Origin of the sequence: Proteus sp. G3927, assembly GCF_963894685.1 — a bacterium.
Taxonomy (GTDB): Bacteria; Pseudomonadota; Gammaproteobacteria; order Enterobacterales; family Enterobacteriaceae; genus Proteus; species Proteus mirabilis.
Genome location: NZ_CAWQGX010000018.1, coordinates 91,537 through 106,059 on the forward strand (window position 1 = coordinate 91,537; position 14,523 = coordinate 106,059).

10 protein-coding genes and 2 pseudogenes are annotated in these 14,523 nt (G+C 39.2%); 5 read left to right on the forward strand and 7 right to left on the reverse strand.

The features are described from left to right. Positions 1–124: 124 nt before the first annotated feature. Complete coding sequence (locus tag AACV00_RS06110; protein ID WP_237584914.1) at positions 125–448, reverse strand: phage integrase N-terminal domain-containing protein; 324 nt, start codon at positions 446–448, stop codon at positions 125–127. A 764-nt stretch (positions 449–1,212) separates the two neighbouring features. On the opposite strand from AACV00_RS06110, the gene AACV00_RS06115 reads away from it, so the two are divergent. From AACV00_RS06115 to AACV00_RS06130, 4 genes and pseudogenes are all read left to right on the forward strand, one after another. Beyond that, positions 1,213–2,343, forward strand: coding sequence for a ComEC/Rec2 family competence protein (locus tag AACV00_RS06115; protein WP_161680122.1), 1,131 nt, complete (start codon positions 1,213–1,215; stop codon positions 2,341–2,343). Then, a complete protein-coding gene (locus tag AACV00_RS06120; RefSeq protein ID WP_161680124.1) occupies positions 2,340–3,776 on the forward strand; it encodes a HamA C-terminal domain-containing protein in 1,437 nt (478 codons plus the stop codon). The genes AACV00_RS06115 and AACV00_RS06120 overlap by 4 nt, the downstream gene beginning before the upstream one ends. Continuing rightward, positions 3,776–5,953, forward strand: a complete 2,178-nt coding sequence (locus AACV00_RS06125; RefSeq protein ID WP_161680126.1) for a DEAD/DEAH box helicase — start codon at positions 3,776–3,778, stop codon at positions 5,951–5,953. Before AACV00_RS06120 ends, AACV00_RS06125 begins: the two co-directional genes overlap by 1 nt. Positions 5,954–6,115: 162 nt before the next feature. Continuing rightward, positions 6,116–7,226, forward strand: a pseudogene (locus AACV00_RS06130) (IS3 family transposase). Between the two features lie 12 nt (positions 7,227–7,238). Here the strand turns inward: AACV00_RS06130 and AACV00_RS06135 are convergent. From AACV00_RS06135 to rpmH, 6 genes and pseudogenes are all read right to left on the reverse strand, one after another. Continuing rightward, positions 7,239–8,231: pseudogene (locus tag AACV00_RS06135) on the reverse strand (tyrosine-type recombinase/integrase); the annotation flags it as partial. 275 nt (positions 8,232–8,506) lie between these two features. After that, positions 8,507–9,871, reverse strand: coding sequence for a tRNA uridine-5-carboxymethylaminomethyl(34) synthesis GTPase MnmE (gene mnmE, locus AACV00_RS06140; protein WP_004246513.1), 1,365 nt, complete (start codon positions 9,869–9,871; stop codon positions 8,507–8,509). 137 nt (positions 9,872–10,008) lie between these two features. Further along, a complete protein-coding gene (yidC, locus tag AACV00_RS06145) occupies positions 10,009–11,649 on the reverse strand; it encodes a membrane protein insertase YidC (RefSeq protein WP_004246512.1) in 1,641 nt (546 codons plus the stop codon). Positions 11,650–11,651: 2 nt separating this feature from the next. After that, entirely contained in the window at positions 11,652–11,912 is a 261-nt protein-coding gene (yidD, locus tag AACV00_RS06150; protein ID WP_012368639.1) for a membrane protein insertion efficiency factor YidD, read from the reverse strand. Further along, a complete protein-coding gene (gene rnpA / locus AACV00_RS06155; protein WP_004246510.1) occupies positions 11,876–12,235 on the reverse strand; it encodes a ribonuclease P protein component in 360 nt (119 codons plus the stop codon). The genes yidD and rnpA overlap by 37 nt, the downstream gene beginning before the upstream one ends. Before the next feature lie 17 nt (positions 12,236–12,252). Then, positions 12,253–12,396 (reverse strand): 50S ribosomal protein L34, encoded by a 144-nt coding sequence (gene rpmH / locus AACV00_RS06160; protein WP_004246509.1) that lies wholly within the window; start codon positions 12,394–12,396, stop codon positions 12,253–12,255. Between the two features lie 722 nt (positions 12,397–13,118). Between rpmH and dnaA the strand changes: the two genes are divergently transcribed. Beyond that, positions 13,119–14,519, forward strand: coding sequence for a chromosomal replication initiator protein DnaA (dnaA, locus tag AACV00_RS06165; protein WP_004246507.1), 1,401 nt, complete (start codon positions 13,119–13,121; stop codon positions 14,517–14,519). The last annotated feature ends 4 nt before the right edge of the window (positions 14,520–14,523 follow it).

The window sequence follows — 14,523 nt, forward strand, 5'->3', positions numbered from 1 at the left end:
AAGCTGGAAAATAGAGTTAACTCGTTAATCTATAAGCGATACGTTGTCTCGAAAACATAGCTATGGGCACATTCAAGGACACAAAAACCAAATAGCTGGTTGAACCACGGTTAAAACTATCACCCTATGAGGACTTAGGGAAGTTCAACCTTTTATTGCTGATGCGCTCCGATTGGGCAAATTTTTGACGTCCAGATTGAGCAAGGATGGTGCGCAGGGCAGCCATCTCGTTTTGTAGCGTGCGTGGCGTAATGCCTGCTTCCCGTCGCGCCATCACGTAGCTTTCTATATGTAACGATTTCAGATGCTGGAGATCCTGAATCTGGATATTCAGCTTGTGCAGATGCTGGCTTAAACGCCTGGCGATGCGGAGGCGATCATGGACTGTTTTAAAACTGTCGCCAGCCAGCAGGGCGAGTTTTTCCATGCTCTTTGTAAGTTTCGACATAGTTACTCTCCACTCAATTCTCCGACATACGGTTGGGCACAGCGTGCTGTGCTGAACGATACCGGTGCGCCGGAGAATGCGCGGATGAGGTATGACAGGGTACGGTGATGCACGAATGCAGCCGCCTGCTCAGGCAGGTATATCCCCACAGGTAAAATAACCTGTCCTCCGGTATTGGTTCGGTAGTGCTGGTTTCTCCTCCTGGTAAGTGAATTTCTGACATCTGTTTGAGTGTCAGTCTGTTTGTTGCAGTGGAATTGCAGGCAGTAGCTGGGTTGAAGCTGATCTGCGCGCTGGCGTCACTTTCACTCGCTTACGCTCTTAAAAGTGACGCCGCGTTTTGCACATTCAGCAGGAAGTACGGACGCAAAGCCTTCGGCAATGCCGTCCGACTTCTCTACAGCGTTCTGTCTGTCGCTACGCTTGCAACAGGGTAGCGATATAGGGTGTGGTCACCTGTATCGAGACAGGAGGTCAGTTTCAGACCACGCTTCGTTCCCTGGTTTACCGGGGGGCTGACCACCAAAGGCGATTCTTACAGGTCGCAGTTCGTCTTAGAACAGGAAGCTTTTAGGGGTAATGCTATGAGTTGGGGATAGGGTAGAGTGGGGGGAGGGAGGAAGCAGTGGGAAACTGTTTTAGAAATCTAAAAATTTTTACCCATAGGAATCAATAGGTAAACACGCTAATATCATGGAGCACAAAACATTATCATCATTAGTCTTGTTTCTATATTCTTGATATATAAGGTTTTTTGGTGTTTTATGAAAATATATTTAAATGATGCTGGTAATGGCGACAGCATCATACTCGCAACAGAAAATACAACAATTATGATTGACGGTGGTACAGCAGCCTCTTACAACATTTGGAAAAAAAACGTATCAGAGATCAATAAAATTGATGCTTTATTTGTAACACATATTGATAACGATCACGTTAATGGTCTCATTCGTATGTTTGAAGAAAAAGCTCATCCAGTCATAAATGAAATTTTCTACAATGGCATTGAACAGGTAACTAACTCTGAATTTTGTCAGGATGATTCAAATAATGAGGAATCAAGTATACTTGATTCTATGATATCAAATTTCTCTGATGATGTTGAAGGTCAATCAAATATAGGGTTTTCGGAAGGAACATCTCTTTCATTTTTATTGAGAGAACTTAGTTATAATGTGAATGAAAGATTTGATGGTAAGGTAATTACCAACACTTCAAAACCAAATGTTTTTAGTATAGGTGATGTTACTATTGAAATTATAGGACCATCGAATGAAAATATCTACTCAATCAAGAATAATTGGCTTGAAGTTTTGTCTGAATACGGGGTGAAAAGAAAACTAATCAATAAAAAATGCAGTGTAGCATTTGAGAAATATATCGATTCATTAAGAGGTGATCTTGATGTTGAAGATATATGTGAGGCTTCAGAAGAATCAATTGAGAATTTATCGAATAAACCATTTATTGATGATAATTCGTTAAATAATATGAGTAGCATATCTTTTATAGCTGAGTGCAACAAGAAAAAAATACTTCTTCTAGGAGATAGTGATGCTCGAACCATCTTAGAATGGATGGATTGTAGAGGTTATGAAACAATTAATGTGGATGCAGTGAAGTTACCACATCATGGTAGTAAACATAATTATAATAAAGAATTATTAGAAAGGATTTTATGCAATAAGTATTTAATTAGTACTAATGGAAGAAAACATAGTCATCCAGATTTAGAAACACTAGCTAGGATTGTAAGATATTCAAAAAAACAACCAGTAAATATTTTTATTAACCATTCAATATCACATATTGATGAGTCATTTAAAGAAAAAGTATCAAATTATAGTCCTGGCTCAAATATATTGACAGGAGAGAGAGAGGTTTTGTTATGAAATTAAATAACTATCCTACAGGAAGTGTTTATATATTTCAGTCACAGAAGGAGGATTCTGTTAGGAGGGGAACCTGTTTTAGTATAAGTAATAATGTTGTTATAACGGCAAAACATACGATTGAGGATGGCGGAGAATATAGCCTTTATTTAAAACCTGATGATTTCATATCAGGAGATAAGGTTAAATTAAAAATTATTGATGGATATGATAACTCAGAATCCGATTTTGTTCTTCTTGAATGTATCGAAAATGAGATTTCGTCATTTTTAAATGCCGGAATAGTCAGCTTCTCTGTCGATGAAGAGGTCCAAGTATATGGATTTCCTGCGGAAAAGAATCAAATTCCAGCTGGTTTTTCTTCAAGAATATGCAGTGTAATTGAGAATATAAAAACAGCTAAGCATAGCTATGAAATAGCACAGGTACCTACTGTTTCGAAATATAAAGGTATGTCGGGATCACCTGTTTTATTCAATGGTTACGTTGTTGGTATGTTAATTGTTCAGCAAGGAAATAGTACTTTACATGTTCTATCTATTTCTGAAATATATAATAATATCGGTGAGGAGGTTAAGGGCCTAAATCTAAATACAGCGCTACGGGAGGAAATAGAGTATATACCTCCTGAACATCCAGACACTCCGTTTGAAATTTGTATTGATTGCAATAAAGCTATACCCAATATAAAAGGGATTAATATCGGTTTTGAGTATAGTGAATGGCGTAAAAATGAACTTATTGAATATTCAAAAGACTGGTTGATTGATTATTCATTAACTGCGCAGCATAAGAAAGCTATAGGTAACAGACCAGCTAAACAATTACAAGAGGCTATAAAGAAATATCCAATTGATAATTTAAATGCTTTGGGTGATCTTTTTTTACATATGGCCATTAGGCAAAGCCATAAAACAATTCCTGTAGTTAATGGTGTCTATGATATCAATGGTAATTCACTTTTTTCTTGCTCACACGTTGTTATTAATAGTGGGCAGGTTGAATTATGGCTTGGTGCTTCATCAATAAAAAGTACTATGAATGAAGCCATAACTTCTGTTATAGAAAACATTAACAATTTAATTACAATTAATGAAATAAAAAACAGATTTTTAATTATAACATCTGAAATAGATAAAGAATGGCCTTTTAAAGAAAAACTAAAAAGACTGTCTGATAATAGAATTTCCATTGAGAAACGAGTGGATAAAATAATAATACCAATATTTATTGTTAACTCAAGTGATATAATAAAAAACTATAATGAAAATGAATTTTTAGAAAAATTCAAATCCAAAATAGATAAATGTCGGGAATTAATTACGTCTCATTACAGCAATAAAATTGTCAAGTTAATTGATGTTAGAGTGTTTCTATTTCCTGTGGATGATATCACCTCATTGTATAATGATTTCAAAAAGGAAGTGCAATAATGAACATTGTAAAATATAATGAGCTAAAAAATCGTATAGCTGCAGAGGATAGTGTTTGGGTAGAGATAATTTTGGAATTAATTAATGAATATAATAAACATGAGAACAAATATTTAATCCAAGATTTAGTTTTGCGTTTATTAGATAAAAAAGATTATTTCAGCGAGCATGTTAATCTACTAAATAGATTAATATGGGAGTTGGGATTGTTTCCATATATAGACGACACCAAGATAGATTTTAAGACTAAAATTGGAAGGGATGTTTTCTTATCCCCGATAGATGACGAGACTACATTCCATGTTAAGCAGGCAGAGATTTACTATAGAATAGTTAATGGTGAGAATATTGTTTTAAGTGCTCCAACAAGCTTTGGAAAAAGTCTTATAATAGATGCTTTAATTAGCTCTCGGTTATTCAATAATATTGTTGTAGTTGTACCTACAATAGCACTGATGGACGAACTTAAGAAGAAATTTCATAAGCACAATGATGTATATAAAATAATAACCCAATCAAATCAAGCTACTTCTGGTAAAAATATTTTCATATACACACAGGAAAGGGTAATTGAGCGTGACTTTGAGTCAATAAAAATTGACTTTTTTATTATTGATGAGTTTTATAAGTTGGCGCCTAGCAGTGATAGTGATTACAGATGTGATAGGTTAAATATTGCTTTTCATAAACTATATAATGTATGTAATAGATTCTATATGTTGGGGCCAAATATAAATGGCCTTACAAATGGGTTGGAGGATGACCTTAATTGTTCTTTTGTTAAGTTTGATTCATATAAAACAGTGGCTGCTGATGAATTTTACTACGAACTTAAGACCAAAGGTAAAGACGAAGATGTAGATATAGAAAGAGATAAATATTTAAAAAGTATACTTAGTGCACTTGATTCTAATGAACAAACTGTTGTTTATTGTAAGTCGCCAAAACGAGCCAATAAATTAATGTCAAAAATATTGGCAATGGATCTTACAAGTAAACGACCAGAAAATAATAAATTTTCTAAGTGGTTAAGGGATAATTATCATCAGGATTGGAGTTTAGCTCATGCGGTTGGTTATGGTATCGCGTGCCATCATGCAAAACTTCCAAGAGCAATAGGTTCTTATCTGGTCGATGCATTTAATAAAAAAAGAATAACTATATTAGTTTGTACCTCAACCCTCATTGAGGGGGTGAATACAAATGCTAAAAATGTCATCATTTATGATGATTGTATTACTGGAAGAACTAAACTAGATTCGTTTACTTTTAATAATATTTCAGGCAGAAGTGGGCGAATGTTTAAGCACTTTGTTGGAAGAATTCATGTAATTGGTGCCAAACCCAACAAGCAGTTGCCATTAATTGATATCCCTATTATTACTCAAAGTGATAATGCTTCAGATTCTATGCTTTTACAAATTAAAAATGATCTATCAGAGATTAATTTAACTAGGATATATAAATATACTCATCAACAAATCCTACCAATAGAGTTAATCAACAAACATCAAGGTATTTCACCTGAAAAACTATTAACTTTTGCAGAAGCTTTGATGGATAATTGCGGTAAGTGGAATAGGAATATGGTATGGGATTCATTGTATCCCACAAAAGGCCAGCTTAATCACTTATGTTTTATTTTATTTGAGTATTTTTCTATATCAAGGATGGGTAATGGCACGGTAAAATCTGCATCGCAACTGCACAATAGATTAAGATCTATCATGAATCATGAAAGCGATTTGGATTTGATCAATAAAGAATATTCTTATTGGATAGAAAAGGATGCTGATTATACTGTGGATGACGCAGTACAAATTATTTTTGATTTCAAACGGAATTTAGTTAGCTATAATTTACCAAAAATAATTCTTGCTATTAATGATATACAAAAGTTAATTTTTACAAGATTTAATTATTCGTTTGGTGATTATACTAATTTCTGTCATGCTCTAGAGGCGCATTTCGAATTACCAACTTTAGTTACGTTAGAAGAATTCGGTATTCCAATGCAGATATCTAAGAAAATTGCAAAAGTTGCGGATATTACATCAGAGGATAATATAGATATCACCTTAGGTAAGATAAAATTGAAAGCAAGTAATGGAAAAATATATAATGTTTTGAGCGATTTTGAGTCTTCTCTTTTGGAAAATATTCTTCCTTATTTATAATGATAAGAAAGTGGTCACTATAATTTGGGGTGACCACTTTAAATTTATTTTATTGTATAAGCCTTCCTAAACTTACCAATAACAACCTTTCGCCCTGTCCACTTCCCCTAAAATAAGACAGCTGTAATTAGATTTTCTGCCCTAAAATTTGCAGAGGTCATGATGAAGAAAGCCCGTTTTACTGAAACTCAAATCGTTAATATTTTAAAACTCGCTGATTCTGGTATGAAAGTGGAAGATATTTGTCGCCATAATGGGATCAGTAATGCCACTTATTATAATTGGAAATCAATGTATAGTGGTATGGAAACTAATGATATTAAACGATTAAAATAGCTTGAAGCATGAAAATGCTAAACTGAAAAAGCTATTTGCAGAAGTCAGCCTTGAAAATCATGCCATGAAGGAGCTTTTCGCAAAAAAGGGTTGGTGATGGCTGAGAAAAAATCCTGTGCTCAGGCTTTAAACGAGGCAGGGTTATCAGTCATTAAAGCTTGTCTGCTCACGTCATTGCCTCGATCCACGTTTTATCGGAAGACTCAAAATTGGCGCGAGAAGGATAAAATCGTTATTGATGCTATCCAAACTGTGTTAGCTAAACCACCTCAAGCAGGTTTCTGGAAATGCTATTTCCGGCTACGATTTCAAGGCTATCCGTTTAATCATAAACGAGTTTATCACGTTTACTGTCGACTAGGACTGAACTTGAAGCGACGGATTAAAAAATTGCTTCTAAAGCGTGAAAAAAAGACCATTAAAAATTGAAAATGTCCCGAATATTCAATGGGCATTAGATTTCATGCCCGACAGTTTGTTTTGTGGTAAGTGTTTCAGAATACTCAACATTATTGATGAAGGAACGCGTGAATGTTTGGCAATTGAGGTTGATACATCACTGTCTGTAGAGTTTATTATAAGGGTGCTCGAGCGATTAAAAATGGAAAGAGGATTGCCAAAACAGATCCGAGTCGATAATGGACCTGAGCTAATCTTGATTAATTTATTGAATTACTGCAAAACTCACCACGTTGAGCTTTGCCATATTCAACCCGGCAAGCCACAGCAAAATGGCTTTATTGAACGATTTAATGGCTCATTTCGCCGTGAATTTTTAAATGCCTATTTATTTGAATCATTAAGTCAGGTGCGAGAAATGGTGTGGTTTTGGCAGCAAGATTATAATCAAAACCGTACTCATGAAAGTTTAAATCACCTCCCGCCGGAGGCATACAGAAAACAGTTAGAAAACTCTAATTTAACGTGTCTCAATTAATGGGGAGTGGACACTGGCAGTACGCCGGAAGTCATGAATAACAAAATCCCTGACGTTCAGATCCAGTGTACGCACCGCACAGTTAAGTGTTGTTTTGGAGATCGGGCGTCGGTGGTCGTTTCGGCTTGGGAAGACGTATGGAGAATCTCCGGCCAGAAATTTTAACTCTTCAAACATCGCCAGCGCCTGCTTTGACAGCGGAACAATATGCGGGTTATCCATCTTCATTCTTTCGCCGGGGATACGCCATTCCAGCGCGTTGAAGTTAACTTCGCTCCATATCGCTTCAATCATCTCCGATTTACGCACCATGCAGATGATCAGCAGGTGCAGAGCCAGTTTGTGGCGTCGGTTCATATTAGAGGTGTAGATCCCCCGTAACAGGATGCCGATCTCTTCTGCGGTTAGCGCTACGTCGCGGCTTGTTGCTTGTGCGATATAACGGGCCTAGATAGCGGCTGCCGGGTTGTTGAAGATGATTCCCCTGGAAATCGCATAGGCCAGCATGCGTTTAAGCACGTTTCGCGTCAGTAATGCGACGTGATCCGAACCTCGTTGCTTGATGCGGTCGAGCACGACCTGAATGTGGGCTTCGAGTTCCAGCTTCCCGATGATGGGAATGATGTCCTTCTTGATAACGCGAGTGATGTTGCGCGGATCGCGGTTACTTTTTTCAACGATATCGGTCAGCCAGCGTTTGGCGAATGTTTTGACTGTCGTTGGGTCTTTCTGTTTAAGTTTTTCTTCTTGCTTTTTCTGCGCGAGATTGATGCCATGGGCAACCATTGAGCGGCACTTTTCACGCCAAAGCCGCGCTTCTGCAAGTGAGAAAGCAGGGTATTCGCCCAGCGTGATCTTTTGCGATTTGTTGTCAAAGCGGTAGCGGAAACGCCATATTTTCCGTCCGGTGGGAAGAACTTCAATCACCAGTCCGTCATGATCGGTAAGTTGCCAGGGGCGGTTTCTGGGGGCAAGTGTGCGTAGTTTGGTATCTGAAAGTGCCATATCTCACCTCTACAGTGTGTCCATGAGCATCCTTTCTAATAGATTGTTTAATATTGGATTATTAATGCCTTCTTTTTCACTGTGTCCATTTGATGTGATTTTTAGCTCAAAAAACAAACAATGACACTCGAGGAATTTAAAGATGGGCACAATTCGGGATACAAAAATCGCGGATGAACCCGCACGGCGATGAACTCGTGCAGAAAGTAAAAAACCGCATTAACAGGCAGTTAATGCGGGTTAGTGAACGTTAACGGACGAGGGTGAACTAAAATTTACTTCCCAATACAGAAACTAGAGAAAATTCGCCCTAATAAATCATCTGATGTAAATTCACCAGTAATTTCGCTTAATGCTTGTTGAGCAAGTCTTAACTCTTCTGCTAATAGCTCACCTGACTTGGCATAAACCAATTGCTGATAGCCTTGTTGTAGGTGTTCAGCGGCTGTGTTTAACGCTTGTAAATGACGGCGGCGCGCTAAGAAGCCCCCTTCAGTATTGCTGTTAAAGCCCATGGCTTCTTTAAGGTGTGAGCGTAGTAATTCAATACCCATCCCATCACGGGCAGATAAACGGATCATCGGATAGTCACCTTGCGAGGTGATCTCGGCAGGTTCACCCGTTAAATCTGATTTATTGCGAATAACGGTGACCGGCAGTGTGCTAGGTAAACGAGCCATAAACTCAGGCCAGATCTCTTCCGGTGTCGTCGCCTCGGTGGTGGTACTATCAACCATAAAGAGGACTCTATCTGCTTGCTCAATCTCTTGCCATGCACGCTCGATACCAATACGTTCAACTTCGTCACTGGCTTCGCGTAAACCTGCTGTATCGATAATATGTAATGGCATACCATCAATATGGATATGTTCGCGTAATACATCTCGTGTCGTACCCGCTATATCGGTGACAATGGCCGCTTCTCTTCCCGCTAATGCATTTAATAAGCTTGATTTACCAGCATTAGGGCGCCCGGCAATGACGACTTTCATCCCTTCACGCAATAGGCTGCCTTGGCGCGCTTGCGCACGAACATCGTCTAATTGACTGATAACCGTATTGAGTTTGCCCTCAATCACCCCGTCAGAAAGAAAGTCTATCTCTTCATCAGGGAAATCAATAGCCGCTTCAACATAGATACGCAAATTGGTTAAGGACTCGACCATCTCATTAATATGAGAGGAGAAAGCACCTTGTAAAGAGTTAATCGCAGAGCGTGCTGCTTGCTCTGAACTGGCATCAATTAAATCGGCAATCGCTTCAGCTTGCGCTAAATCGAGTTTATCGTTTAAGAAGGCTCGCTCTGAGAACTCACCAGGCTTAGCAATACGGATACCGGGAATTTGTAGAATACGCTTTAAGAGTAAGTCGAGAATAATTGGGCCACCATGGCCTTGTAGTTCTAAAACATCTTCACCCGTAAAAGAGTTAGGATTAGGGAAGAACAGGGCGATACCCTGATCAAGCACTGAGTTATCTTCATTGCGAAAAGGAAGATAGTCGGCATAACGTGGCTTAGGTACTTTGCCTAAAATAGTTTGTGCCACAACAGCCGCTTTAGGGCCAGAAACGCGTAGGATACCAACACCGCCTCTTCCAGGAGGTGTGGCCTGAGCGACGATAGTATCAGTGCTATGCATGGTGAACTCGCTTAATCAGAATAATCATTAATCGTATAAAAATAAAAAAACAGAAGGCGGCCTATTAGACCGCCTTCACTATTTTATGTCACTTTTCTTTGAATGTAACCAAAGAAGAGGTTTTTCCTGATGTGACCTTATTTTTTGTCTCTACTATGTAGCCCACGTTTTTCCAGACCGCGGTAGATTAACTGCTGCTGGATAATGGTTACTAGGTTACTGACGATATAGTACAGAACCAGACCTGATGGGAACCACAGGAAGAATACAGTAAATACAACCGGCATAAAGGTCATAATTTTTTGTTGCATCGGATCAGTGACTGCTGTTGGTGACAGTTTCTGAATGATGAACATCGTCACACCCATTAATAATGGCAGGATATAGTACGGATCTTGTGCTGATAAGTCTTGGATCCATAATATAAATGGTGCATGACGTAATTCAACCGAGCCCATTAACATATAGTATAAGGCAAGGAAGATTGGCATCTGGATAATCAGCGGTAAACAACCACCAAGAGGATTAACTTTCTCTTGTTTGTATAACGCCATCATTTCTTGGCTCATACGTTGTTTATCATCACCAATACGCTCACGAAGTGCCGCCAGTTTTGGTTGCAGTAAACGCATTTTCGCCATAGAGGTGTATTGCGCTTTCGTGAGTGGATACATAATACCACGAACGATAAAGGTGATCATGATGATGGAGAAACCCCAGTTACCGATAAAGCTGTGCAGGAATTTCAGCAGCTTAAACAGTGGCTGAGAGATAAACCATAACCAACCATAGTCAACAGATAGGTCTAAATGTGGTGCGATTGCAGACATTTCAGACTGGATCTCAGGCCCGACCCATAATGTTGAAGTGATATCCTGTGTGCTATTGGGTGCAACAGTAATAGGTGCTGATTTATAACCAATCAGTGCGATAGATTTATTATCTAAAGTGATAGAGTAGAAGTTGTTATTCTGACTATCTTTAGCTGGGATCCACGCGGTTGCGAAGTATTGTTGTAACATCGCAATCCAACCATTGTTGGTTGTGATAGAAAGGTTTTTATCTTCGATATCACCAAAGCTATATTTTTTATAGTTGGTTTCATCTGATGAATAAGCCGCACCACGATAGGTATGTAGCGCAAAGTTGCTACTTCCAGTATCACGGTGTTCTGGTAACTTAACAGATTGTTTTAACTGACCATAAAAGTTCATTGTCAGTGTTTTATCTGTTGGGTTCTCAACTTTGTATTCAATACCAATGTCATACTGACCTTTTTTCAGAATAAAGGTTTTGACGAATTTCACGCCTTCTTCATTCACAAAAGTCATAGGTACACGTAATTCATCTTGGTTTTCACCTAAGATAAATTCTTGTTGTGTGGCACTGTAGACAGGGCGAGATTTCTGATCTGGACCATCAGGGCCAATTAAGCCACTTTGAGCCTGATACAGGAATTGAGGTGTAGTTTCCAGTAAACGGAAAGGGGTTTTTGAATTAAGCTCGGCGGGATAGGCTAACAAATCAGCCTCATCGATAGTACCGCCCTGAGTATTGATACGAAGATCAAGTACGTCAGTTTTTACGGTAATCAATTTTGCCTGCTCATTGCTGTTACCAGTCACAGCAAGACTATCACTGCTTGGCATGTCCGCTTGTTGCGAGACCTGAGTAGTAGTGGTGGTGTTTTGTGATACTTTATCACCCTCCCACTGCTGCCAGATCAGGAAAGAAACGAACAGTAAAGCGATGAATAGAAGATTGCGTTGCGAATCCATCGTTAATTTTCTCTGTTATCGTCGTTTTTTCTAGGTGGGACAGGATCATCACCACCTTCGTGTAAAGGGTGGCATTTTAATATGCGTTTCACTGTTAACCAACTACCTTTTATCATTCCAAACCTGCGCAATGCCTCAATACCATAATGAGAGCACGTAGGATTGAAACGACAACGAGGCCCCAACAGAGGACTAATCCCCAGTTGATAGCCCCTAATCAGCAAGATCAGGATTTTTGAGCCAAGCGACAATGACGACGCCATAATTTACCCAACACTTCCGTCAATTGGTGGTTATCAAGTTCAGCTACCCCCTTCCTTACTAATACCACAAAATCCATAGCAGGTAATTGATGCTGATGTAAACGAAAGTATTCACGGGCTAATCGTTTAATCCGATTACGCTCATGAGCACGTTTAACGTTTTTCTTTGCGATAGTTAGACCGATGCGGGGATGCCCCAGCTCATTCTGGCGACCCAAAATTGTAACTTCTGGTGAACTCGCACGCTGTGGCTGCTGGAAAACAAAATTGAAATGCTTGGGAGTTAACAAACGTAACTCCCTTGGAAAAGCGAGCTTAACCACGGAATGGTTAGCTTTTATTATTTCGAAGAAACGGTCAGACGAGCGCGGCCTTTCGCACGACGGCGAGCCAGAACCTGACGACCATTTTTAGTGGCCATACGAGCGCGGAAGCCGTGGTTACGGTTGCGCTTCAGTACAGACGGTTGAAAAGTGCGTTTCATAGCGATTTCTACCTACTTTATATTATTACTGATTCAGCAAATGCGTTGACAGACAGGAGTGCAATAAATAAACAAACCAGTACTTCAATCGCAGCATCAATGATGGAAAGATGCGGGATTGTAATAAAATCACTCAAATGCGTCAATGAAGATGACGTTTTAAGTACCGATTTTTGTCGTCTTTTTTAGCAAACCCGATTATCAATCCTTACTTATGCGCAACGCTCGCTCTTATCGACACCCTAAAAAGGGAAGATAAAGGGCGAATTGTTGGTACAAGCACGCAGGGTGCAAGATTATACGGACTCAGGGTGAAAGCGCAAGGATCTTTGGTGGATCATCATGCAGATAATTGATCATCCTTTATAAGAAGAGCAGAAATTTACTTACAGAAAGTTATCCCCAATTGCTATTTATAGGGTGACTCAAGTACACTAGAACTCCCTTACCTATTTATTTCGGAGAATTATCACAAATAGGTAAGCCTGTGGATAAAAACCATAAAAACTGTGTAAAAGAAAGAGGATCTTCGTTTCATTTTGCGATATGATCCCCCGTCACGATCAGAACAACCAGTCTGCGATCGTGAAGCACGATGTAAAAATCGTGGTCATCAAAGTTGTTCCTTATTAAGAATTGAAGAGGAACGGTGTTGTGTACCTAAGTGTTTAATCACATTTTTCCTGTTTATTTTTTAGTCTTGTTTTTGAGGGGAGTCCGCCGTGTCACTTTCGCTTTGGCAGCATTGTCTTGCCCGATTGCAGGATGAGTTACCTGCCACTGAATTTAGTATGTGGATACGTCCCTTGCAGGCAGAACTAAGCGATAACACGCTGGCACTGTATGCACCTAATCGTTTTGTGTTAGATTGGGTAAGAGAAAAGTACATTAATAATATTAATGCGTTATTAGTCGACTTTTGTGGTTCTGATGTCCCTTCGTTGCGTTTTGAAGTGGGGAATAAACCTGTATCAGCACGTACCACCGAGAGTGTTCCCAAAACCGTGACACATCCCGCGGTTAATTCCACACCGACTAACAGCCAGCCTGTGCGTCCTAGCTGGGATAATCAACCGCAATCCCAGTTACCTGAACTTAATTATCGTTCTAATGTGAATCCTAAACATAAATTTGATAATTTCGTTGAAGGTAAATCGAACCAACTTGCTAGAGCTGCCGCAAGACAAGTTGCTGATAATCCTGGAGGAGCTTATAACCCACTGTTTTTATATGGGGGAACGGGTCTGGGTAAAACGCATCTATTGCATGCGGTGGGCAACAGTATTATGGAACGTAAAGCCAATGCTAAAGTTGTTTATATGCATTCGGAACGTTTCGTGCAAGATATGGTAAAGGCGTTACAAAATAATGCTATTGAAGATTTTAAACGCTACTATCGCTCTGTAGACGCGCTATTAATTGATGATATTCAATTTTTTGCCAATAAAGAGCGTTCACAAGAAGAGTTTTTTCATACCTTTAACGCTTTGTTAGAGGGAAATCAGCAAATTATTTTAACCTCAGACCGTTATCCTAAAGAGATTAACGGGGTAGAGGATCGATTAAAATCGCGCTTTGGTTGGGGATTGACTGTAGCCATTGAACCACCAGAATTAGAAACGCGTGTGGCGATTTTGATGAAAAAAGCGGACGAAAATCAAATCCAGTTACCTGATGAAGTGGCGTTTTTTATTGCTAAACGACTCCGCTCTAACGTCCGTGAACTAGAAGGTGCATTAAACCGAGTAATAGCTAACGCAAATTTTACCGGTCGAGCCATTACCATCGACTTTGTGCGTGAAGCATTACGTGATTTACTCGCATTACAAGAGAAACTCGTTACTATCGATAATATTCAGAAAACTGTAGCAGAATATTATAAAATTAAGGTAGCGGATTTGTTGTCGAAGCGACGATCCCGATCGGTTGCCCGTCCGAGGCAAATGGCAATGGCGCTGGCAAAGGAATTAACAAACCACAGCTTGCCTGAAATCGGGGATGCCTTTGGTGGTCGTGACCATACTACGGTACTGCATGCTTGCCGAAAAATAGAGCAACTGCGTGAAGAAAGTCACGATATCAAAGAAGATTTTTCTAACTTAATCAGAACATTATCATCCTAGCGCT

Excerpts from the sequence above, each read along its gene's own strand:
- AACV00_RS06115 (WP_161680122.1), top strand. The coding sequence starts at position 1,213 with ATGAAAATATATTTAAATGATGCTGGTAATGGCGACAGCATCATACTC.
- AACV00_RS06125 (WP_161680126.1), top strand. The coding sequence starts at position 3,776 with ATGAACATTGTAAAATATAATGAGCTAAAAAATCGTATAGCTGCAGAG.
- yidD (WP_012368639.1), bottom strand. The coding sequence starts at position 11,912 with ATGGCGTCGTCATTGTCGCTTGGCTCAAAAATCCTGATCTTGCTGATT.
- AACV00_RS06110 (WP_237584914.1), bottom strand. The coding sequence starts at position 448 with ATGTCGAAACTTACAAAGAGCATGGAAAAACTCGCCCTGCTGGCTGGC.
- rpmH (WP_004246509.1), bottom strand. The coding sequence starts at position 12,396 with ATGAAACGCACTTTTCAACCGTCTGTACTGAAGCGCAACCGTAACCAC.
- AACV00_RS06120 (WP_161680124.1), top strand. The coding sequence starts at position 2,340 with ATGAAATTAAATAACTATCCTACAGGAAGTGTTTATATATTTCAGTCA.
- yidC (WP_004246512.1), bottom strand. The coding sequence starts at position 11,649 with ATGGATTCGCAACGCAATCTTCTATTCATCGCTTTACTGTTCGTTTCT.
- mnmE (WP_004246513.1), bottom strand. The coding sequence starts at position 9,871 with ATGCATAGCACTGATACTATCGTCGCTCAGGCCACACCTCCTGGAAGA.